Source organism: Nostoc sp. 106C, assembly GCF_002154725.1.
GTDB lineage: Bacteria > Cyanobacteriota > Cyanobacteriia > Cyanobacteriales > Nostocaceae > Aulosira.
This window is the reverse complement of sequence record NZ_MTAW01000079.1, coordinates 1-22441: the sequence shown is the minus strand read 5'-3', so window position 1 is coordinate 22441 and position 22441 is coordinate 1. Positions and strand designations below refer to the sequence as shown.

The 22441-nt window shown below is 41.6% G+C and carries 23 protein-coding genes, 2 tRNA genes and 1 pseudogene; 10 read left to right on the top strand and 16 right to left on the bottom strand.

Annotation, left to right across the window (positions count from 1 at the left end):
• Positions 1 to 32: 32 nt before the first annotated feature.
• The 4 genes from BV375_RS08090 to BV375_RS08075 form a co-directional block, all read right to left on the bottom strand.
• A complete protein-coding gene (locus BV375_RS08090) occupies positions 33 to 998 on the bottom strand; it encodes a J domain-containing protein (RefSeq protein WP_086759176.1) in 966 nt (321 codons plus the stop codon).
• Between the two features lie 110 nt (positions 999 to 1108).
• A complete protein-coding gene (locus tag BV375_RS08085) occupies positions 1109 to 1921 on the bottom strand; it encodes an inositol monophosphatase family protein (protein ID WP_086759173.1) in 813 nt (270 codons plus the stop codon).
• Positions 1922 to 1991: 70 nt separating this feature from the next.
• Positions 1992 to 2567 carry a thermonuclease family protein gene (locus BV375_RS08080; protein WP_243713878.1) on the bottom strand — a complete coding sequence of 192 codons (576 nt, stop codon included), beginning with the start codon at positions 2565 to 2567 and terminating at the stop codon, positions 1992 to 1994.
• Positions 2568 to 2570: 3 nt separating this feature from the next.
• Positions 2571 to 2939 (bottom strand): 2Fe-2S iron-sulfur cluster-binding protein, encoded by a 369-nt coding sequence (locus BV375_RS08075; protein ID WP_086759170.1) that lies wholly within the window; start codon positions 2937 to 2939, stop codon positions 2571 to 2573.
• 92 nt (positions 2940 to 3031) lie between these two features.
• On the opposite strand from BV375_RS08075, the gene BV375_RS08070 reads away from it, so the two are divergent.
• A tRNA-Ser gene (locus BV375_RS08070) sits at positions 3032 to 3118 on the top strand.
• Positions 3119 to 3691: 573 nt separating this feature from the next.
• Here the strand turns inward: BV375_RS08070 and BV375_RS08065 are convergent.
• The 3 genes from BV375_RS08065 to BV375_RS08055 form a co-directional block, all read right to left on the bottom strand.
• Positions 3692 to 5209 (bottom strand): thioredoxin-like domain-containing protein, encoded by a 1518-nt coding sequence (locus tag BV375_RS08065; RefSeq protein ID WP_086759168.1) that lies wholly within the window; start codon positions 5207 to 5209, stop codon positions 3692 to 3694.
• An 8-nt stretch (positions 5210 to 5217) separates the two neighbouring features.
• Positions 5218 to 6099, bottom strand: a complete 882-nt coding sequence (locus BV375_RS08060) for an ATP-grasp domain-containing protein (RefSeq protein WP_086759166.1) — start codon at positions 6097 to 6099, stop codon at positions 5218 to 5220.
• A gap of 130 nt (positions 6100 to 6229) precedes the next feature.
• Complete coding sequence (locus BV375_RS08055; protein WP_086759163.1) at positions 6230 to 7411, bottom strand: RtcB family protein; 1182 nt, start codon at positions 7409 to 7411, stop codon at positions 6230 to 6232.
• Between the two features lie 402 nt (positions 7412 to 7813).
• Here BV375_RS08055 and BV375_RS08050 point away from each other — a divergent pair, with 402 nt between their 5' ends.
• The 5 genes from BV375_RS08050 (at position 7814) to BV375_RS08030 (ending at position 11607) form a co-directional block, all read left to right on the top strand.
• Positions 7814 to 8719, top strand: coding sequence for a methyltransferase domain-containing protein (locus tag BV375_RS08050; protein ID WP_086759161.1), 906 nt, complete (start codon positions 7814 to 7816; stop codon positions 8717 to 8719).
• Complete coding sequence (locus tag BV375_RS08045) at positions 8716 to 9444, top strand: HAD family phosphatase (protein WP_086759159.1); 729 nt, start codon at positions 8716 to 8718, stop codon at positions 9442 to 9444. The genes BV375_RS08050 and BV375_RS08045 overlap by 4 nt, the downstream gene beginning before the upstream one ends.
• Positions 9445 to 9513: 69 nt before the next feature.
• Positions 9514 to 9586: transfer RNA gene (locus tag BV375_RS08040), tRNA-Ala, on the top strand.
• Between the two features lie 349 nt (positions 9587 to 9935).
• A complete protein-coding gene (gene dapB / locus BV375_RS08035; protein ID WP_086759157.1) occupies positions 9936 to 10772 on the top strand; it encodes a 4-hydroxy-tetrahydrodipicolinate reductase in 837 nt (278 codons plus the stop codon).
• A gap of 124 nt (positions 10773 to 10896) precedes the next feature.
• The gene (locus tag BV375_RS08030; protein ID WP_086759155.1) at positions 10897 to 11607 is read left to right on the top strand and encodes a phosphate ABC transporter permease; all 711 of its coding nucleotides are present in this window, start codon (positions 10897 to 10899) and stop codon (positions 11605 to 11607) included.
• A gap of 24 nt (positions 11608 to 11631) precedes the next feature.
• Here the strand turns inward: BV375_RS08030 and BV375_RS08025 are convergent, their stop codons facing one another.
• From BV375_RS08025 to BV375_RS07995, 7 genes are all read right to left on the bottom strand, one after another.
• Complete coding sequence (locus tag BV375_RS08025) at positions 11632 to 12261, bottom strand: precorrin-8X methylmutase (RefSeq protein ID WP_086759152.1); 630 nt, start codon at positions 12259 to 12261, stop codon at positions 11632 to 11634.
• Positions 12262 to 12575: 314 nt separating this feature from the next.
• Positions 12576 to 13385 (bottom strand): TPM domain-containing protein, encoded by an 810-nt coding sequence (locus BV375_RS08020; RefSeq protein ID WP_086759149.1) that lies wholly within the window; start codon positions 13383 to 13385, stop codon positions 12576 to 12578.
• A gap of 337 nt (positions 13386 to 13722) precedes the next feature.
• On the bottom strand, positions 13723 to 14271 hold the full coding sequence (locus tag BV375_RS08015; protein WP_086759146.1) for a hypothetical protein: 549 nt from the start codon (positions 14269 to 14271) through the stop codon (positions 13723 to 13725).
• An 11-nt stretch (positions 14272 to 14282) separates the two neighbouring features.
• Positions 14283 to 14663 carry a YtxH domain-containing protein gene (locus BV375_RS08010; protein WP_086759144.1) on the bottom strand — a complete coding sequence of 127 codons (381 nt, stop codon included), beginning with the start codon at positions 14661 to 14663 and terminating at the stop codon, positions 14283 to 14285.
• Between the two features lie 122 nt (positions 14664 to 14785).
• Complete coding sequence (locus BV375_RS08005) at positions 14786 to 15121, bottom strand: hypothetical protein (RefSeq protein WP_086759142.1); 336 nt, start codon at positions 15119 to 15121, stop codon at positions 14786 to 14788.
• A 492-nt stretch (positions 15122 to 15613) separates the two neighbouring features.
• Positions 15614 to 15838, bottom strand: coding sequence for a hypothetical protein (locus BV375_RS08000; RefSeq protein WP_086759140.1), 225 nt, complete (start codon positions 15836 to 15838; stop codon positions 15614 to 15616).
• A 487-nt stretch (positions 15839 to 16325) separates the two neighbouring features.
• A complete protein-coding gene (locus BV375_RS07995) occupies positions 16326 to 16697 on the bottom strand; it encodes a metalloregulator ArsR/SmtB family transcription factor (protein ID WP_086759138.1) in 372 nt (123 codons plus the stop codon).
• 285 nt (positions 16698 to 16982) lie between these two features.
• Here BV375_RS07995 and BV375_RS38675 point away from each other — a divergent pair, with 285 nt between their 5' ends.
• Positions 16983 to 17105 carry a hypothetical protein gene (locus tag BV375_RS38675; RefSeq protein WP_279432913.1) on the top strand — a complete coding sequence of 41 codons (123 nt, stop codon included), beginning with the start codon at positions 16983 to 16985 and terminating at the stop codon, positions 17103 to 17105.
• On the opposite strand, the gene BV375_RS07990 is transcribed toward BV375_RS38675, so the two are convergent.
• Complete coding sequence (locus BV375_RS07990; RefSeq protein ID WP_086759137.1) at positions 17102 to 18631, bottom strand: NB-ARC domain-containing protein; 1530 nt, start codon at positions 18629 to 18631, stop codon at positions 17102 to 17104. The genes BV375_RS38675 and BV375_RS07990 overlap by 4 nt on opposite strands.
• Positions 18632 to 18943: 312 nt before the next feature.
• Between BV375_RS07990 and BV375_RS07985 the strand changes: the two genes are divergently transcribed.
• The 3 genes from BV375_RS07985 (at position 18944) to BV375_RS07975 (ending at position 21710) form a co-directional block, all read left to right on the top strand.
• Positions 18944 to 19939 (top strand): EthD domain-containing protein, encoded by a 996-nt coding sequence (locus BV375_RS07985; RefSeq protein WP_208099079.1) that lies wholly within the window; start codon positions 18944 to 18946, stop codon positions 19937 to 19939.
• 411 nt (positions 19940 to 20350) lie between these two features.
• Positions 20351 to 20986 carry a DUF4142 domain-containing protein gene (locus BV375_RS07980; RefSeq protein WP_086759135.1) on the top strand — a complete coding sequence of 212 codons (636 nt, stop codon included), beginning with the start codon at positions 20351 to 20353 and terminating at the stop codon, positions 20984 to 20986.
• Positions 20987 to 21026: 40 nt separating this feature from the next.
• Positions 21027 to 21710 (top strand): DUF2834 domain-containing protein, encoded by a 684-nt coding sequence (locus BV375_RS07975; protein WP_086759133.1) that lies wholly within the window; start codon positions 21027 to 21029, stop codon positions 21708 to 21710.
• A 165-nt stretch (positions 21711 to 21875) separates the two neighbouring features.
• Here BV375_RS07975 and BV375_RS37515 read toward each other — a convergent pair.
• A pseudogene (locus BV375_RS37515) lies at positions 21876 to 22022 on the bottom strand (WGxxGxxG family protein); the annotation flags it as partial.
• Positions 22023 to 22441 lie beyond the last annotated feature (419 nt).

The following is a 22441-nucleotide window of genomic DNA, read 5'->3' as shown; positions in this document are numbered from 1 at the left end:
ATATGGAAATAGCACTTAGTGTGAGTCGCTGACTATTTTTTCTTTCCACCAAACAACCCACCAAACAAACCACCTCCAGACTTATCTGATTGTTTACCAGCCGTATTGGCAGGTGAATTTCCCTTGGAACCACCAGATTGTTGCCCCAAAACCTTATCTAGTTTTGGTTTCCATTCCAAGGCTGTTTTGTCGTTGGGGTCTAATTTCAGCGCATTATCAAAGTGAATCTTGGCCATTTTCAAGCGATTTTGCTTCAAATACACCAATGCTATCAGGCTATGGCAACGACTATTCTTAGGTTCTAGTTTTATGGCATCTTGCAACTCTACTTGAGCTTGGGCAAATTGGTTTTTGTCAATCAAAGTTTGCGCGCGCCGGAAATAATGTTCCACCGCTGAATCTTCACTAGCTGGCGCTGGCGGAGGTGGTGCGGCTGTTGTAGTTGTTGCAGGATTTGGCTTTGGCGGAACTGGGTTAACAGTGGGTTGAACAGGTGGTGGTGCTGCCAATGATTTACCAGCATTCCGCATTAAGTAAACTAAATTCAACTCACTAATCTGGGCAATGACTTGTGGTACTTGCTGCAACGACTGATATTGGGTTTCTGCAAGTTTAGCGATCGCAGTTTTATAGAGGTGACTTATATTTGCTTCGGGAGCAGTAGCTAACTGTTTAGCCAAATTAGTGTGAATATCGACTGTAGTAGATTCTTGTACTAAACGCTTACCCATTTGGGACAGAACTATCATGTATTCCGCGCGAGTGCGTTCCCCAGAAAGCTTTTCGTAAGCTGGGTTAACCAACTTTGATAAAAATTCGCTAGCTAGCTGCTTTTCAGACTCACTGACAGCACCATTGCTATCAGGATGTAAGAGACGGGCAATTGCCAGATAGCGTTTGCGAATATCTTTTACATCTGCATCCACAGAAACGCACAAAACTGCATGATGGTCTATGAAATCATATTTAAAAAGACCACGATCTATTCTTAAAGACATAAAAGGGTATGCACCAAAATCTGCGAAATATTTTTCTAGTTTACTTCGCTACATTGGCGATCCGTCAGTGGTAAATTGTTAAAAGTCACACACTCAAATAGTTAATTTCCTCAATCCCAACTTGACAGTGGACGAACTTGCATCAATTCCTGACTGAGGCTGTCGTGAAGATAACCATTAGTAGCCAGAATTCTGCCTGACTCAATTTTTAAAGGATTACCATCGTAGGCAGTAACCTTCCCGCCAGCTTCTTGCAGGATAATGATGCCAGCGGCCATATCCCAAGGAGCAAGTCCTCTTTCCCAATAGCCATCAAACCGCCCACAAGCAACATAAGCCAAATCCATCGCGGCTGAACCACTGCGCCTAACGCCCTGAGTCAGATGGGTGAAATGACAAAATTCTGCATAGTTATTATCAGATGTTTCCCGGCGATCGTAGGCAAATCCCGTCACTAAAAGGCTTTTACCTAGTTCAGAAGTGCCCGAAACTTTAATGAGGCGGCGGTTACGTGTTGCACCCAAGCCAGCCCCCGCGCGAAATAGTTCATTGTGAAAAGGGTTATAAATTACACCTACTTGCGGAACACCATTAATTAACAACCCGATGGAAACAGCAAAATCAGGATATTGATGAGCGTAGTTGGTTGTCCCATCTAGAGGATCGATTGCCCAAAGATATTCATTATCTTGATTTCCGAGTTTTCCAGATTCCTCAGCCAAGATAGAGTGTTGGGGAAAGTGGCGACGCAAAACTTCCAAAACTACCACTTCCGAAGCTTTATCGGCTGCTGTGACTAAATCACCAGGACGACCTTTTTCTGTGATTGCGTCTTCTAATTTACCCCAGTAGCTCTGCAACACTTCACCAGCAGCTAAAGCAGCTTCTGTGGCTATGTCAAGAAAAATTTGTATATTTGTCATTTGTCATTTGTCAGTAGACATTTCTCTGGTTTCCCCCATGTGTTTCCTAGTACTCAGGACTCAGCACTTTTTAGCGATACTGACGGCGAAACTCAGCCGGAGTAAGACGCATGGGTTTTTCCGACTGCCAAATTCCTTGGCCCATGATTCTTGCCCATTGTTGGGCACGTTCTAAACGCTGGTCATATTTGTGATTAGGCGATCGCCCTACAAATAATACGTACCCTTGTTTAACTAATTCTTCATTCAACAACACCTTATCTTTCCACACATAGGCCAAAGTCCGGCCAATTTTGTCTTTGGGTTCAATGTCAAACTCCAGCGTCACAATTTGTTCCGCGCTCCCTATTAGCGTCTCTAACCCTTGCTTGGCTTTGTCTCCCCAAGGACGCTGGCGAATATCTGGTGCATCAATCCCAATTAACCGCACTTGGGAAATCAAATTCGGTTGTTCAGCCATCCCTAAAACTTCCAAACTTTGCCCACTCACTACCCGCGCTACTTTTACTTGCACCTGATTGGCTGTGAGCTGATTATTGGCTTGACAACTCACAAGGAGTATTAGGCAAGCCAAAATTACTATTTTTTGCACTAATACGCTACAATTCGCCGCCAGAGTCTTAATTTGCACCTTTGCGCCAACCAAATCTTAATCCTCATCTAAAGGTAAACCCGCCTTAACTTTTCCTCTAGCAAAATAGCGCCCAAACTGGAGTTCATAGACTTCATCTTCGTCTTGTGTCTCCACTTCCAAATCAGAACGGGGATAACTCACACATAATAAGGCATAACCTTTGCGCCGTAACTCTGGCGACAATCCTATTGCCTCAGGTTGATAAATTTCTCCCGAAAGCACCCTAACAGCACAAGTCGTGCAAGCCCCATTACGGCAAGAAAACGGCAATTCTGTTCCTTGTTGTTCGGCGCTATGTAATATGTAGCGGTCTTCTGGCACTTGTAGGGTATATTCTTTGCCAGAATTGCGATCGTGAACTCTAATCGTGTATGTTCGGGACATTTTTATTGGGGATTTTAGCTCTACTCTCAAATATCTTCTTTCATCTTTGCATTTTCTGCGATTTCAGTGTAGAATCGTAAATCGTGGCACCTGGAGAGGTGGCCGAGTGGTTGAAGGCGCAGCACTGGAAATGCTGTTATGCAGCAATGTATACGAGGGTTCGAATCCCTCCCTCTCCGTTTTTAGAGCTAGTTTCAACATATAGCCTGAACCCAAGTTAGATAAACATTTAGGTTCAGCAAACAGCATTATATTATCAAAACGAGTTTTGAAATTTAGTACTTAAAATTAGCGATCGCCTGCATATTTAAGAGCAATAAAAAGTGTCTAGGCGTAGCCTGTCGTAGACATCGCTGCTTGATTTATTAAGAAGCTATCAAAATTAAGATTGGGAGCATCTCACTTTTTTAGAACGTCATTGCGTTGGCGGAACGCCTTCCCGCAGGATACGAAACGAAGTGCAGTGAAGCAATCGCAAAATCTCGCACTACGAACAAATCTATTCGATTGCTACCCTACCCTTCGGGAACGGCTTCGTCGAACGGGAAGGCTCCGCCTACGTCGTACCTCCTCTCTGCGGACAGTTATATTATCGTTGCAAAATAAAAACTGGGATCACCCTGATTAATGCTAGTGGTAATAGTGCATCGGTGCGTTGCGCTGCGCGACAACACACCATACAAAATTTTATTTTTACTTTATCAAAGCTCTCTTAAACTTTGCGACTTTGCACCTTTGCATGAGGCATCATGCTACAAATTAGACGGAACACAAACATCCGGTGCACACAAACCTGCAAACTTTAACGTCGTCGCCTCAAACGAATTCAAATCTACACAGCGAATTGCATGGTTATTAGTATCAGCAATATATAAATTTGAACCCATAATACTCAATCCAGAAGGTTCAAAAAATCGAGTATTTTTTCCTTGTCCATCCTGCAAACCCATTGCACCATCGCCTAAAATTGTTTGACAATTACCTGTGCTGGGACTAACTAATTTAATTTTGTGGTTGTAAGTGTCTGCTACCCATAAATAATTTTGAGAATACTCTATCCCTAAGCAATGCTGTAAACGTACATTTTCACTTTGTCCATCTACATCGCCAAAGCCAAATAAATCTCCACTACCGCACACAGTTCTAACTAAACGCGGTTCCACTATTCCCACACCGCGAATTGAACTTACTTCACTGTCAGCAATATATAACTCATTACCATTACTAGTAATACCGCTAGGTTGAGCAAAGGCAGATTCACTTAAGGAAGCATCAATACAAGCTTCTACACCCATACCAGCATAAGTTTTAATTACACCTGTTTCTAAATCCATTGCCCAAATTTCATGGCTTCCCGCCATTGCAATAAACAGGGTATTTCCTACTTTCGCCAAATCCCAAGGAGAATTTAGCACTGTGTTCAAACCAGCGCCACTATGAGGACGAATATTACGGCTTTGTTCACCAGTTCCAGCGATAGTTTCTACAACCTGACGCTTCAAATCAACTCGCCTTAAAGCATGGTTTTCTGTATCAGCAACGTAGAGAATTTGATTATCTACATCAAATGCCATCCCTTGAGGTGCAGAAAACTGTGATTCACTAAAATTACCATCAGTTAAACCAGATTTTCCTGTGCCAATTACATGTAGGATTTCCCCATCAAAGCTACTCATCACTAGACGATGATGACCAGAATCAGCAATAAATAAACCTGCTGATGTTGCTAAAACTTTACCAGGAAAAGCCAGGGGTGTAATTAATGGTTGGCATTGTTTTTCTAAATTCAGGCTGAGTTCTTGAAAATTAATTGTGCCTTTTTCCCGATGTTTTTGAATCAGCTTTTCAATTAGTTGGTCTAAAGCTTCACGATGTCCTTCACCAGAAACAGAGCTAATTACATAATTTTCTGGATCAATAATCATCAAGGTAGGCCAAGCACGTACAGCATACTCTTGCCAAACCCGAAAACCACTATCCACTACAACAGGATGCTCGATGTCATAGCGTAAGATTGCTTGACGAATATTTTCAGTTTCTTTTTCGTTGTCAAATTTAGCGGAGTGGACACCGATAACTGTCAGGCAATCTTGATATTTTTGTTCTAAATATTTCAAGTCTGGCAGAATGTGTAAACAGTTGATACAACAGTATGTCCAAAAATCTAAGATGACAACTCTGCCCTTAAGTTGCTTAATAAATAATGGTTTATTTGTATTAAACCAAGGAGAATTTTCTGGAAGTTCTGGCGCTCTTACACGGGGCATCATAAATTTTTTTAAAAGATATCTTTTAATTTACTCCATAATTCAAGTGCAGGAATGTGACAAATCCCAGCAAATTGGGCATCTGCTGTTTCTATCACAATCCACTCACCACTTTCTAATTGCCCAATATCAATTGCCACATAAGGAACTCTAAGACATTTAGAGGCTAGAAGTGCCAAGTTTAAAACTTGTTTTTCTTCTTGTTGCGATAACTTGCTTAAATCATCTTTCCCATCCCAATAATATCCATACTTGAGAATTTGATGATTATAAACAAAGCATCTAAATTCTCTTCCCATAGGAAAGCCATTAGGAGCTAGACGTTCATGTCGCAGCTTCACTAACTTTCTGATAATTACTCTACCTCGTGAACCATATTTGAGTTTTAATAACCATTCTGTTAACTTAACTAATTCTTCTTGATTATTGGCTACACAAGACTCCCATCCTTGTCGCTTTCTTGATTGAACTGCGCCTTTAATAAATACAGGAAATCCTAATAATTCACCTGCTCTGATACATTCCTGCGTCGATGTAATCACTACGCTATCAGGCGTTAATCCTTGTAAATGCGGGTAAAACAAGTCAAATTCTAGTGCTGTCTGGTGTTCTAAAGGAGTATTAAGTAATTTTATACCTTTAGCTAAAGCAGCTTGATATATAGCTTGATACCGTTCTAATTCAGGAATATATCCTATCCAAATACCAGCAGTTTCTTTTGTATATATGGGAATATGCCATAGAGCATTTTCTGCTGTGCCACAGCGTTGAAAATCTCTCGGTATATGGTAGACTTTAAAGCCTAATATTTGAGCAGCCTCAGTCATTAATTTATTTTCATTAGCGCTGGCTGATGCTTCTATTTGTTCGGTAAATTCGCTTAAAACAATCATTTGTTAGCACAATTTTTTGGTTACAAGTTAAATATGAAACCTTGGCGAACATAGTATTATTATTTGATTTATAAAATATAAGTAGCTCACTATATCCAGTTTTTGGTGGGCAGTGCCCACCCTACTTGATTTATCCCTTGACACACAAGACTTGCTTAAGTGTTGCTACAATTTCGACCAAGTCTGATTGATTTTCCATCACTTGGTCTATTGGCTTGTAAGCACCGGGAATTTCATCTAATACACCTTCATCTTTACGGCATTCTACGCCCTTTGTTTGCTCAATTAAATCATCAAGTGTGTAGACATTTTTTGCCTTATTTCTAGACAGTAATCTGCCTGCACCATGACTGCATGAACAGAAGCTGTGAGCGTTACCTTTGCCTTTGACAATGAAAGATTTTGCTCCCATCGAACCAGGAATTATGCCATAGTCTTCAGCTTGGGCACGAACTGCGCCTTTACGAGTCACATACACATCTTCGCCAAAATGTACTTCTTTTTCGGCGTAATTGTGATGACAATTCACTTGTAATAAGGGTTTAGTAGCTTTTCCACCTGCTAGATGTTTTTCGATGATGCGCTTAAATCTTGCCATCATCACATCGCGGTTGAAACTTGCGTAATCTTGTGCCCACTGCAAATCGTTCCAGTATGCCTGAAATTCTGGTGTACCAGCTACAAAATGAGCTAAATCTGGATCGGGTAAGTTATTACCTGCCATCTTCGCTAATTCTTTGGCTGTATTAATATGACACTGAGCTAAATTATTGCCGATGTTGCGCGAACCAGAATGCAGCATCAACCAAACTTGGTTCTCTGTATCGAGGCATACCTCGATAAAGTGATTTCCTCCACCGAGAGAACCCATCTGTTTCATGGCTTTACTTTGCAGATTTTGCACACCGCGATGCAAGTCTTTAAAATCACTCCAGCGTTGCCAATTAGTAACAGATTTTTCAACGTCTTTATTTTCGTTGAATCCAGTAGGAATTGCCGCTTCAATATCCAAGCGAATTTTTTTCAGCTTACCTTCTAGTTGTTCACCAGTAAATGGCATTTTAATCGCACACATCCCGCAACCCACATCTACACCGACAGCAGCAGGTATAATTGCTTCTTTTGTAGCTAGTACAGAACCCACTAAGGCACCTTTACCTAAATGGACATCCGGCATCAATGCTACGTGTTTAAACACAAATGGCAGTGATGCTACATTCTTGGCCATTTTGGTTTCTTCTGGTCCCAAAGCGTGATTCGCCCAAGATAGTACTGGTGTTGGTGTAGTAATTTCTAATTTTTCGTAGGGCATAATTTTCTTTATATAAGATTGTTCCAGTGTAATTTGAAATTAGGTGCTGCTTTACGCAAATACATCGTGATTAATTGTATTAATTTACATTTTGCTTGATATAGAATTAGTTTCTTCACGGTTACTCAGGCTGAAGAAGTAATCCCAAGCTTTGACAACTTGTATTACAAATGTAATATATAGGATTATCAGCGTCAACTAATCAGGAATCAGTAACTGCGTTAGCGTTCGCACAGCGTCTCCCCTTGGGAGAAGAGAAGCTTTGCCGTATCCCTATGGGGAAGCAAGCTACGCAGTAGCGTCTCTGAAAGAGAAAGCATCGCTCCCCAAGAAAAAGCAGAATGCTGATAAATATATTAAAATTTGTCAAGAATATTACTGTGGTGGAAATAGTCCAATCCTATGGCGGTTCCTCAAAATCCATTCTGGGAACGTTTTTTATCCCCTGTAGTCCGATTTTTGATTGATGAAGAGGGGTTAGAACGTTATGCTCAAAGTATTGACTGGGAGAAACAGAGCGATCGCTTTCAACGAGCTGATGTTGCAATTCCCTATTACTACAGTAACTACAAATTTCGCGGAATTGAGGGCGGCTATCTTAACCCTAAGGTAGTAGTTTCCTACGATCCAATTATCCAATACCTGCTGCCTCCTAACGAAACCCTTGTACGTCAGGCTTTGATTGATGCAATTAAAGTCCAACCACGACGCATACTTGATTTGGGTTGTGGCACAGGTTCTGCGACCTTGATGTTAAAACAGGCTTTCCCGCAAGCGGAAGTTATAGGATTAGATTTATCTGCTTATATGTTGGTAAGGGCAGACCATAAAGCCACAAGTGCTGGTTTAGAGATACTTTGGCGACATGGTAATGCCGAGAAAATAGCCTTTCCTAATGCTGCTTTTGATTTAGTAACAGCTTCTTTATTATTCCGAGAAATACCAACTGCTGTATCACAGGCAATTCTACGGGAATGCTTTCGGTTACTCGTAGCAGGTGGGCAAGTATTAATTCTTGATAGTAATCAAAAGGCCCTACGTCAGCTAGAATGGCTCAATGATGTTATTGAGGAGCCATATCTTCGCGAGTATGCCGCTCTCAATCTCAATGAAAGTATGGGTAAAGCAGGATTTTCAACCTTGCCCATCCAGGATGTTTGGTGGATGCATCAGGTAACTAGTGGCGTAAAGCCTATTTCCAAAGAAGATGTAACTACCTACAAAAAAGTTCGACAGTACGTATCTAATTCAACAGATAGCAGTGATTTGGAGGATCTAGGGTCCCCAGTTTTTGGCATAAGAGCATGAGTTTAAAGGCAGTTTTATTTGATTTTAATGGTGTCATCATTAACGATGAGCAAATCCATCTGCAACTGATAGATGAGATTCTGATTCAGGAAAATCTCCAACCTCAACGAGTCAATGAACGTCAAGCTTCTTTAGGACGCAGCGACCGCGCTTGTTTTCAACAACTATTGCATAATCGCGGTCGTGTCGTCAGCGAAGAGTATTTAATTCAGTTGCTGAACCGGAAGGCGCAGGGATATGGCTTGGAAATAGAGAAAATTGAAAAGCTGCCTTTATATTCAGGTTTAGACGACTTAATCTTTCAGGTGCGATCGCGCAATCTGAAACTAGGGCTAGTTAGTGGTGCAATTTACAAAGAAATAGAACTAGTACTCAATCGCGCTCAACTAGCCGAACATTTTTCAGTCATAGTCGCTGGTGATGATATTGCTACTAGTAAACCAGAACCTGATGGTTATCTATTGGCTGTAGAACGGTTGAACCAAAAATATCCTGAATTAAACCTGCAACCACAAGAGTGTTTGGCAATTGAAGATACTCCAGCTGGTATCCAAGCAGCAAAACGAGCGCAAATGCAGGTAGTAGGTGTAGCAAATACTTACCCTTTCCATATGCTTCAGCGCTGCTGTAATTGGACTGTGGATTATTTGACTGATTTGGAACTCGAACGAGTACAAGAAGTTTATTCCCAAAAAGAGTTACAAGTAACGGCAGGTGAATGTTAAAATGGCAAATGGTGAATATAAAGATTAAAGAGTCAAGTCAAAATCAGGGTATCCGAAATCTTTAGATATGGGGAATTAGCTCAGCTGGTAGAGCGCTGCGATCGCACCGCAGAGGTCAGGGATTCGAGTTCCCTATTCTCCATTTGGACATTAAATAATTATTCTCAGTTTTAAAGAATTGTTGTTCACAATAATGGGCTACTTTTTGCCAATTATATGAACTCTAACCTAGAATTTTACAGCCAATCTTGACTCTTCAATTACATATTATCAAGCAGCTTTACAAATAGCCCAAAACTTTATATAACTCCTGGTGTATATCTGAAACTGTTGATTTACGGTCTAATTATAAAAATCTAGATAAAAATCTTTGGGGAATGCAAAACTGAAAGATTAGCCGCAGGAATTGAACTAGAAACTTGAGTAACTAGCTTCTAGATCACCAAAGTCTCTACAATTCCTTTGTTAGTTAAAAAAGTTTTGCTCGACCTATGACTAATCAAGCTCCAATACCTGTTATTGTCAACGGTGCTGCTGGCAAAATGGGCCGCGAAGTAGTGAAAGCTGTGGTACAAGCATCTGACTTAAACCTAGTGGGTGCAATTGACAGCAGTCCCGAACATCAAGATAAAGATGCTGGAGAGTTGGCAGGTTTAAGCGAACCTCTAGAAGTGCCAATTACCAATCAATTAGAACCAATGTTGGGATACGTGGCTGGTGACAGACAAAGCCCGCCAGGGGTAATGGTAGACTTTACCCATCCCGATTCAGTTTATGACAATATTCGCAGTGCGATCGCTTACGGTATTCGTCCGGTGGTTGGCACTACCGGCTTAAGTCCAGAACAAATTCAGGATTTGGCAGACTTTGCTGAGAAAGCTAGTACTGGTTGTCTAATTATTCCTAACTTCTCCATTGGTATGGTACTGCTACAACAAGCAGCGATCGCCGCATCTCAATATTTTGATCACGTAGAAATTATCGAACTGCATCATAATCAAAAAGCCGATGCGCCCAGTGGAACGGCGATTCAAACCGCACAATTACTAGCAGAGCTTGGTAAAACTTTTAACCCTGCTCTAGTAGAAGAGACAGAAAAATTAACTGGAGCTAGGGGCAGTTTAGCAGAAGAAGGAATTCGGATTCATAGCGTGCGATTGCCAGGATTGGTTGCCCATCAGGAAGTGATTTTTGGCGCGCCAGGTCAAATTTATACTTTACGGCATGATACGAGCGATCGCGCTTGTTATATGCCAGGAGTATTACTAGCAATTCGCAAAGTCTTACAGCTAAAGTCATTAGTATATGGATTAGAAAAGATACTATAAACTTCAAAGATATTGGACATGGGGCATTGCCCAAGAGTCAATTGTCCTTTGTCTCCCTTGTGTTCCTTCTCCCCCTACCCTCCGCCTCTTCCCCAGTCCTTCTCATACTTACTACTCAGCACTCATGCTCGTCCCACTGACTCGACAGAAATTTGAACAAGTAATGCCATTGATTGCCAGTGGTCCCCAGTACAAGTATTACTGGGGAAAGTTTTCTAACTTCATACAGCGGCTATTAATTTCTGTAGTTGCTGTAGTTGTGGTTCTCCTTGTCAAAGTTTTTTTTAGAATTGACTTTGATCTAATAGTCTTTATCCTGGGGATAGTCGGCGCGTTTTTCTGGCTGTGGTATCCAGTGTTTCAAGCCAGTGTGCGGAATGCAAAATGCCGTCGTTACAAATACAGCGGCTTTTTCCGAGGTCGAATAATCGATTGGTGGATCACAGACCAGTTAATTGGCAAGCAGGAAACTGTTAATAGCAAAGGAGAGTTGGTAATTGTAGAAAATCGAGAAAAGCGGATTAACTTAGAAGTCGGCGATGACACAGGATTTAGCATTGAGTTTGAAGCTCCACTAAAGCCTGCTTATAAAGTTATTACTCGGGGATTAATTGCCGAAATGGTGGTGATGTCAAATCGCCGAGATTTGGGCAGAATTGAAGAATTCAGCGATATCTACATTCCCAGCCGTGACTTGTGGGTAAGCGACTATCCTTATGTGCGACAAGATTTCTTTGGTGAAGTCAGCCGTCGCTTACGTGAAGATCCAGAAGATAGGCCGCGTCGGCGTCGTCGCCAAGAGGAAGAGTGGAACGAAGATGATGATAGATATTAATTCTTCCTGTTTTGTTGCTCTGCTTCAACTTCCTCTATTTTTATCTTGCCCATAGGCTTGCCAAGCCAAGTCTACCAATCCATTAACGATCGCGGCCGCTACAATTGCATTCCCTTTGCGGCTGCCAATTGTAATGTTTGGCACTAAAGATTCTTGCAAGCGTTCTTTAGCAACATCCACATCCACAAATCCAACTGGGGTAGCAATTACCAAAGCAGGTCGAATTTCCTCAGCTTCAATTAAATCAACTAGTGCTGTCAGTGCCGTTTGCGCCTGACCGACAACAAAAATGCCTTCTCGATAACGCTGCGCTAGAGTTTCTATTCCCCACGCTGCAAGGGTTTTTTCTTTTTGAGGACGCGTTGCGGTTTCAAAGCTGCAATATACCGCATTAGCAAAGGTGTTTTGAATATCGTAGCTAATGCCTACTTGTACCAATGGCATGTCTACCACGATTGTGCTACGCGCCGCCAGGGCTGCTGCTCCAGCTTGCAAAGCGTGCTCAGAAAATCGAATTAAAGACTTATACTCAAAGTCGGCTGTGGCGTAAATTACCCGCCGGACAATTTCATATTCTGCTGGCGAAAATACATGATCGCCAATTTCACTATCAATTATTGCTAAACTTTGAGCATCAGTTACGTGCCATTCCATTACCATTCAGCTCTCTCGATTTCAGCTTTCAGCTTATCAGCTTCAGACCTTCCCTAAAACTGAGTGCTGAGTAATAGGTAAAAATTAGGTTACTCAGCATCACCCTGCGGGTGATGCTCGTTCCGACGCTCGTTCCTCGCTATCGCTGCGCTAACGCCAGTTACTGAAGGCGGGAAACCTCTTTGAAGGAACGGGAACGGCTACTCTGCGAGAACGCCTCCGGCGCACGCCGAACAGGACTGGACTCACCAGTTGCTTTCAAATCAGGAAGCCTCCGCCAGACTTCTTAGTGCAACGTGCTGACTCTTAATGGCTCAGAACTCAGCATTGGAAGAAGACCGATTGAAAATAGGCGAAAGATAAGCCACCAAAGCACCAATCAGAAAACCAGCGATATTACGAAACAGAGGTAACCAGTCACTTGTTCTTGTGACTACTGGGCCAATACCGAAGGCAATAAACAAGATGCCCCATAAAGGAGAGAAAATTAAAGCCCATTGCCAAGCAAAAATTTGTCCTTCGCGCTGGGGTTGAGATGCAAATCCACAAATTACTCCACCGATAACTGAGGTAATCAACGTGAGAATCCACTGTTCTCGTGGCAATCCGGGAACGACTTTGCAACCACCTTGAAGTAAGCAACCCTTAACTGATTCTAAGGCTTGTAGAATAGCTTGGTCTTCACCTTGTTCTCGGACAAAATACAAATTGCCAAAGCGTGTTTGTAGTTCAATCCAGAAAGTTCGAGGTAAAAACTCGTAAACCGCATCGCCAACACTAAAGCTGAGGATGTTACCACCACGAGAATCGGCAACTAGCAGAATACTTTTATCATCTAAACCCCAAAAATTGATGACTGCGCGACCAGGAGTGCGGTCATATTGGGTCAATACTCGCAGTTTCCAACCCGTTTCAGCTTGAAATTGCTCTAAATCGTGAACAAGCTTTTCTTCTTGTACGTCGGTGAGCGATTTGGCTAAGTCTACAACTGGAGTAGGAGTATTAGGTAGTAACTCAGGATTGTCATAAGCCAGTGCTGGTGGAGAATGCATCACCCAAATTGACCCAGCTAAGAAAAACACTGCAATTGATACCAGAATTCGTCGCCAAAAACAAGACTGCATGGACTTTTTTATACAAATATTATCAGTAGAAGTGAACAAGTTGTTTTAAAAGGTACGGGAAAAGTGATACTTCTTTACACTTGTTTACTTTACTCTAATCTAGGGGAATTAATCTATAAGGATCTAAGCAAATCGTGAGTTAAACCAAATCTATTTTGAGAACCATAGTTTTAAAAGTAGTGGGAGCATCTTGCTCCCTGCTCTTCGTACCGGGCTTTCCGGCCCGCACTACTCCAGGTTTCAAAATTGACGAGGTTTATGTTCTCTCAGATTTAGCATTTTTCATTGGGCGTTGATAACTAGTTGTCTGGCTTGTCTCCCCAATCCCTAAACCTTTTCAAGGCAAGTCTTGATCATCGAAACTCGTTTCCCACCCAGGCGCTTCGCTATAACCGTCATTAGTACGGTAAACTTCTGATTTATTATTGCGGCGATTTTCTTGCCTGAGCGCTTCTCGTTCACGTAAATTGAGAGATGTTTTTTCAGTGCTTGGCAAACGATCAAGCGACCGCCTGGGAGGTTTTTGCCGAGTGAAGGTTTTCCAGGCGGTTTTAACACCCACAAAGATGCTGCGCGTGCCTACTTGAAGATTCTGAGCCTGTTTTTTAGCACTATCCAAGCTTTGATCGACTTGTTTAACCACTTGACCGGCGCTTTTAACACCTTCACTGACATCATCGGTTAAATCAGTAATTTCTAAACCAGTGGTTCGGATAGCATTAAGAGTAGGCGGTAACTCTCGTGAGAGAGTATCAAATAACTTTTCTGCACTGCGAGCCGCACGCGCTAATTCCTGCAAAGCCGGTATAGCCGCCACTAAAACAGCAGTCAGACTAGCGGCGACTAAGAGTATGGAAAATCCCAGCCAAAATAGCGGATCGATCACGGTTATGCTATCTATGAACGTTCTAGATTCTGGGCAAGAGAATCTGAGTCTTCTTCGGTTTGCGAATCGGCGCTGCGGTTTTCTCCAACGTTTTGCCGCTTTAAGACTTGGCTTTCTCTTTGAGTAGCAACAATACCAGCTGCGATCGCTTCTCTGAGTCTGTCTAAAGTTTCATCCCAGTTGCGTAGTGCGTTAGCAGAGAGACGATCAGCTTGGATTTGTACACTTGTTGATAAATCTTCTGCCAATTCTGGTAGGGCATCGGCAGATTTTTTTAAGAGTTTACGCGTTTCGCGCCCTGTGCGTGGAGCGACGAGCAAACCTGTCAAGGCTCCGATGGTTGCCCCTAGCATCAAACCGCCAATAAATACTCCAGAACGGTTGTTAGACATTTTTATATTGTTTCTCTCCTTACACCCATTTTAGGTGGGTTTTCTCCCGTTGCAAAACTCCAGCAATTTTAATTATTTAAACGTATAGTGACTATGATCTGCGGCAGAAGTTGCTTTGACTGTCATTTTGCTATTGTCTTCTTGCCAAACCTAGAGCCTAAGCTACGAAAATAACGCCGCCAGATTTGTCTTCCGAAATACAACAGGCTGATAATTTGCTGTATTTGTTGAATTTGCACCTCTAGGCTTTGATTTCTCTGTCTCAGGTTATAAATATTCTGCTGGGCAGTATAGATTTTTTCGGGTGCTGCATACAGTAGTGCATGGCTACAACGTTCATAAGCAGCTAACCTATCTGCTACTATTCGCACTTGTTGCTTTACCTTCCACACTCGCCAAGCTACATATAGTAGCAGGAGCGAAATTAGGATATTAATTATAACAACTAACGATACCATTTTTACCTTAAATATACATAATGTGGCAGTACCCAGCCTGTGGATTATCGTGGTTGGGTAGCAGGAGTATATTGTTATAACTCTGCCCTATTAGAACCAGACTTGCGCCTAGGTACAGGTCAAACAAGGTTTTGTCACGGTCATTATGCAACCTGTGACTAAAAATTTAGTTTATGTCTTCCTGAGTTGAACCTTGGCCCATCTATGCCGATTGATTTTCATCGCTAGATTGCAGATGTAATCCACTGTCTACAATGTTAGACCTTTGATAATCACAATTGTTTGAGTCGCAAGGCACCAGGATGGTAGAAAACACTCTCAAAGGGATGCTAATAATTTCCTTGTTAAGCTAATAATCATTAAAATTGCATCTTTGCGTCTCCCTTTCTCCGCGTCGCCGCGTCTTTCTGAGGCTAAGGATTCTGCAACTTAAAGGCGGGTTAGCTTACGATAATTAAGTGTCATGACTGTAAATATTTTTGTCCATCTAAATTATGAATTAGATGTTTTTTCCTGCTTTACTTTTTTGATTACTTCCATATAGATATTAATTTCGCTAACTTCTAAATCATGCTCAACCCTGGTTACTTTCCATTTCTCTTTTTTTAAATAAATTTCCTCTCCTATTCTAGGAATAAATTGAAGATCGTAGAACTTTTTGATAAAATCTTTCTGATTTTCTTCCCATAAGATTACTTTGACTACTTCTTTACTCATTGGTTATCCTCTTTGTAACTAAATGATACTCTGTGGTTTGATGATATTCTTACGGCAAGTTTATCTTACTAATTCAATGCAATAGCGTAGTTAAAACCACATTCTTGAGATTGTTATTTTTGTGTGGTTTTAGGATCTCCGATAAAGGAACAGCGCAATACGTAACCTTGCTGAGTAAGCTGTAACAAATTGAATTTGTACATTTGGGATTCTCTAGTTAAATGTGCATTAGCTTATTACACTTAAATTTGCTTAAAAACCTTTTATAACGATGTCTTTGAGCTTAACTCAAGTCAGGCTGAGGAATAAAAACGACCTTTGATTCCTTACTGAAAAAATGACTTTTAATTGATCGGGGAATGGACGATCGCATCTGCATCTAAATTTTTGCGAGCGATCGCTCATTCTTAACTAGAGCAAGATCGCAGCCTTCCTCTAGGCTGCTTTTCTGGCTGAGAATTTTAGCTTTCCAAGCTGCGGGATGTGATTATTTCAAAAAACTCCTGTATTGCTTGCTTTGCAGAGCCTTCAAGCTTTCAGCCTGTTGGAGAATGCGATCGCTAATGCGATTGCAAGCTAACTCACAAAATTCAAAAATCATCGGATCGGCTATCTCGTAAAAGGCACTAGTACCTTTGGGCTGACGAGATAAAACCCCTGCTTGAGTTAACACTTTCAGATGCTTGGATAGATTAGCCTGTCCTAAGCCAGTGGCTTCCGCAATTTCCATCACATTCATCGGGCCAGACTTGAGACAGATCAAAATCTGTAGTCGGCTAACTTCTGATAGCACCTTGAAATACTCAGCAACCGCCGCAATAACTGCTGGTTCAGCCTGGTATGGCTTGATTTTTAGCATAGGTAGATTTATTCGTTAGCGCAAAAATAGTTTATTAATAATTAAGTATATTGACTTTCCCTCTATACGCAGCTTCCTTTTGTGTAGAGATTCTCGTTTGGAGTCGGTTAAATAGGGAAGTGTTGCCTATTTCAAAGTTTATTGATGCCAAAAACCAGTTAAAAATATAGATTCTGTTTTGAGAATAGGCAGCAGGGAACAGAAAATAGGGGTTAGAAAAGAAATATTTTCATCCCTTAGTTGTGGAAGCGAGCCGCCTTACGGAAAAGCTACGCTAACGCCCTGATGACCTGGCAACTTTGGCTAGCCCGTGATATTGTGGCAGGCAATCCTTTACCTTGGCAAACTTCATCTGCAAATTCTGTACTAATTTGTGCTGCTTTCAGTCTGGAAAGGACTTATAACTAATCACTGATTTTTGATTGTTGAGTGAGTGTTTGTGCTTGTTCAAGTACACCCAGCACTATACTCAAAGCTAAATTTCTTTGATTTGGTTCATTCCAATTTAAATCCAAAGCTGCTTTCAACCTTGATGAGCCAAGGATTGGTACTCCCATGTTAAATGCATGAGTAAATAACAACGAAAGTTTTTTTAGTGCCAGTTCTTTGACAATCTGCTCTACTAATTGCTCATTAACGTATTCCATCACTAGAGGTTGTTGGGTATAGCTACTGGATTTTTTCTCTATTAGCGATCGTGCATTCAACGCTTCTAATGCTTCTAACAAACGCGCCTTTGAAACAGCAGGTACAATATCTTTTTGCAACTGAGTAATCGTTGTCCATTCCCGATTAATCGCTAATCGGTACATCACAGTTTGTTCTAAAGTAGATAAGCGATTGAATTGTTGCTCCAATAGACGACGGATACCGTTGAACACCATTGTGTCTTGTTTTAAAAAATCCTCGATCCTATTATCAAAGAGGTCTTGAATAGTAGTGGCAACAATTTTGAGTGCTAATAAATTGTTACCGTAGCGTTCACACAATGTTTGCTTTTGTTGGGGAGAACCGACTAGTCCCTTCGTTTGCAGCAAGGCGATCGCTGCTTCCTGTGAGCCTTGTAATTTCAAAGTACGTACTGCTAATTCTACTCCTTCAAAGGTAGCTATCTCAGCTGGCTTTTCCCTGCTAGTAAGTATCACACAACTTTTATGGCTTGTTTCCCCTACTACGCGCAACAGTTCGCCATATCCTTCATAGCCTAGGCTATACTGTCCAGCTTGCTCTGCATCTAATATCGTTTCCAAGTTATCCAAAATTACAAGACATCGCGCACTACGCAGGTAATGAATCAATTGCCCTATGTCTGCTTTAGCGCTTTGTTGATTTGATAAAAACAGTACTAAGTCAGTTAAAAGATTTTCTAAAGGTGGAGCATTACGCAGGCTGCGCCAGATAATAAACTCAAACTCTGCTTGCAGAATTTGAGCTAGCTTCACACTACAAGCACTTTTACCAATTCCACCCATACCTAACAGTGCAATCAATCGACATTTATCTTGCACAATCCACTGTTTTAGAGTAGCAAGTTCGCTTTGTCGTCCGTAAAACAACGAAACATCAACTGCTTCGCCCCAGTCTTGAACTGACGAACTTAATAATTGTGTTTTGCCATGTGAATCTGGTGTTAGAGGTATTGATTGATTCCCGATTTCTTTGCTTTCCAGCAACATCAATCTTCGCTCCAATGCTGTTTGAAAGTTGGTTTTGCTGACTTGTTCTCCTAATGCTTCAGAGAGGATCTTCCACAGCTTTGGGCCAACATCACGCCTGACATAACTTTCCGAGTATCCAGAATTTTCTGCAATCTTTTCATAGGTTTGCTTTTGAAGAGAACCGATAAGAATTGCCGTTTCGATATCATTGAGATATCTGCCAAAACGCTCAAAGAGCGCAGAGTTTACTATAGAGAGTTTTGGCTCAAAGTTCATGTTTTATTTTTTATACCGACTTACTGATCATACCTGACATTTCCAGACATTTATAAAAAATTGAGTATAACTTAACTTTTTCTAAGCCTAAGATTGTGGAGGAATAGGCTGATTTAAGTACTTATAATTTTGAAATACTGTTTTAATCTGTTTCATTGTTTGTCTAATAAACCTGACTTTATTAGCATTTAAAAGCAGACATTTTCTGTAATGACACAGATAAAATATCGAATTATTCTTAATAACAGCGACTCAACCAAATTACAAGCTTTCAGCATTCTGAATGAGATTTTTGAAGCAAGGAAAAAGGCAATGACAACAGCAATGAGAACAGTCGATTACTCAACTCGCGACCAAAAAGGCAAGGTAGCTTTCTACTTGTGTTTGTGGAAACGCAAAGGCATTTCTCTAGAACTTTTCCAGAACTATTGGAAAAACGTGCATGGCCCTGTCTGTGCCCGTCTTCCAGGACAGTATCAATACTGGCAGTTTCATTTAGATCAATATGAAGGTGGCATTTGGCCAACAACTGTCGGCGTAGATTACACCTGTACTGAAGAACAACTATTTCCTGCAATTGCCGAATTAACTTTTGAGTCCGAAGTAGAACGCGATATATGGTTCAAATCTGCCGCCATTCTCATGAATGATGAACGCAACATATTCAGCAAAGCAATTGGTTACATAACTAATTCTGGCAATTCCAAAACCTATATTGATAGCATTCTTACAGGAGATCCCAACGGTAAATTGGATGTGCTTAAGTTCCATGTCATGGTGAAAAAATCTCCTGCTGTGAGTGTGGAAGCTTTTCGCAGATATATGATAGACAGTTTTGCCCCAGCTGTTATCCAGAGCAATTGTGTGCTTAAACTCCGACTAAATTTGTTGGAGGAAGTAGATACTTCTCGCCCAGATGCATCTGGAGTATCTCATTATGAATCCCCAGAAAAGCAATATCAAGCTGCCTTTGAAATTGCCTTTGCCAATCATTTAGAAATGAAAACTTTCTTTGCCTCTAAAGAATACGCTGCTGCTGTTCAAGACCAGGCTAAGTATGTTCAGCAGATGTTACCATTTCCAGAGCAAGCTGCTTACACTTTTGTTTACGACGGCAAGATGACGCTAGCGGGTCAGCGGAGTTCTAAAGTGGCAGAACTGATAACCAATATGGGTGCAACCAATCAATTGAGAGAGGATATAGTTTCTCTGATGCTGGAACAAAAACTTATTTCTCACTCGAATGGTTTTGGCAATGGTTCCCAAAACGCTGCAAACACATTAGACTTCTTGCAACAATCCAAATAAGAATAAAAAACTACAGATACAGGCTTTGTCTTGATGAGGATAGCGATCCCGAACCTGCGATCGCTTGAACGTGAGTTTCAGATCAGGTCTTTTTCTGATCCTTCGTAGTTTTGTCAGTCAACCAGTTTATACGGCTTGCCTTGAGCAAGCTAGCCAAGTGAAGTGTTGAAGAGAGATTCTTTATAGTACGTCCATAGATGGAAGGGAAGGCTATTCCTGTGGTAGACGTTTTGCACTAACGTCAGTAGTTACCTTTGTGATCATAAGCAAATACAGATTGAGCCGACTGCAAATCTTTAAGGGGGAACAGGTGAAAGTTTCCGAAAGGAAGCTATTATACGAATCCACCAAAGGTAGGCTTGATTGGGATCATCACTGTTCAAAGTTTCACACAGAGCAATATAAATCAATATGCTGCATCACACAAAGGCTTTTAAAAAGGTTATTGGTAGCTTACTTGGAGTTGCTGCTTTCATTAGTCTCCCAGGATTAGCACAAGCTAACTTGAATACTGTTAAAACTTCTAGCCAGTACATTTTGGCTCAGAGTACGCCTACACAAAGTTCTCCTGGAAGTTCCACGCCTAACCCAGGCTCTACGGATTCTAATACTTCAGTAACCACACTTGATACAGATTTCATGACTAAAGCAGCGCAAAGTGACTTGACTGAGATTCAAACAAGTCAGTTAGCGCTACAAAAGTCACGAAACAAAGCTGTTCGTAACTATGCACAACAAATGATTCAACAGCATACAGCTTCTAGTAAAAAACTAGCTGCGATCGCCAAAGCTAAGAATTTTGCTTTACCGACAGATATTGGTCCAGAAAATAAAGCCTTGTTGACACAGCTGCAAAGAGTCTCTGGTAACAGTTTTAACCAAGCATATATGCAAGGTCAGACTAAAGCTCATCAAAAAACCTTAGCTGAGTACCAAAGGTATTTGCAACAAGGACAAGATCAAGATCTGAGAGGCTTTGCAAATCAAATTTCACCACTTGTCGCTCAACACTTACAGATGGCTCAGAAGATGACAGCCAGACATTAACTCTCACTACAGTTGTAGATTTCATAGCTAGTTTGCCGTTATGTCTAGAAAAATCATTCTTGGCTTGATTTGGTTGGGATTTGTCGTTTACACCATCTTGTTGGCTCCACTAGATCAACCGGATACATGGTCGATAGCGTGGAAGCTGTTAACCTTCCAATTGGCAGAAATCAACGCTATCATCCCAGCGATTTTCTGGTTGATGGGCATCTGGCCTATGATCTACGCTTGTTTAATGTTTGCTGATGGCAGAATGCAAAACTTTCGTGCTTGGCCCTATTTCATTGGGTCGAATTTTACAGGAGTTATTTGCCTTTTGCCTTATTTAATCTTTCGTAAATCTAATCAAGAATTCTCCGGACCAATAGATAAGTGGCTTTCAATTCTTGAACAACGCAAAACAGGAGTTTACCTCTTAGTCGGTACCATTGGACTGCTGGCTTATGCAGGAATTGCCGGAAACTGGCACGATTATGTTCAGCAGTTTTTTTCCAAGCCTTTTGTTCATCTCATCAGTCTCGATTTTTGTTTAATGTGCTTGGTATTTCCACTGAGTTCATTATTTGATGATGACATGGCACGTCGAGGCATCAGGGACGCTTGGATTTTTTGGAGCGTTGCGCTTGTCCCTTTATTTGGTCCACTAATTTATCTTTGTTTGCGCCCGTCTTTAGTAGAAGCTGGCCTAAAAGAATGTAATGCTACAGTAACTTCTGCTTATTAAGCGTGTTTTCTGCCTATTCTTCAGTTCAGAATTTAAAACGCGCCCCTACCCTACAATCTATCTATAAAGAAAAGCCCTCACTATAACAGTAAGGGCTTTTCTTTTGGGAGTTACTCAATGACGCGATCGCTTGATACACATCAGCGAATCAAAATACTTCAGCAATTAATATCTCGTTGAGCTGGAACCTGTGCCTGTGGGTTGATTAGGATCTGGATAAGCGCGGTGCTTTTCTTTGTTACGAGCTAAACCTGCTAAACCTGCTAGACCTAGTAATCCTAGCCAACCCCAGTCAAAACCGCGATCGCCTCTTACATCGCTAGTTCCTCGCAAAGACGGATTGGTTGTGGTACTAGTTCCTGTAGTTGTGTCTGTACCTGTAGTGTCTGTACTACTACCTGTGCCCGTAGTGCCTGTGCTACTACCTGTGCCCGTAGTGCCTGTACTGCTATCTGTACCCGTAGTGCCTGTGCTACTACCTGTGCCCGTAGTGCCTGTGCTGCTACCTGTGCCTGTAGTGCCTGTGCTGCTACCTGTGCCTGTAGTGCCTGTGCTGCTACCTGTGCCTGTAGTGCCTGTGCTACTACCTGTGCCTGTAGTGCCTGTGCTACTACCTGTGCCTAGAGTGCCTGTGCTGCTACCTGTGCCTGTAGTGCCTGTGCTGCTACCTGTGCCTGTAGTGCCTGTGCTGCTACCTGTGCCTGTAGTGCCTGTGCTACTACCTGTGCCTG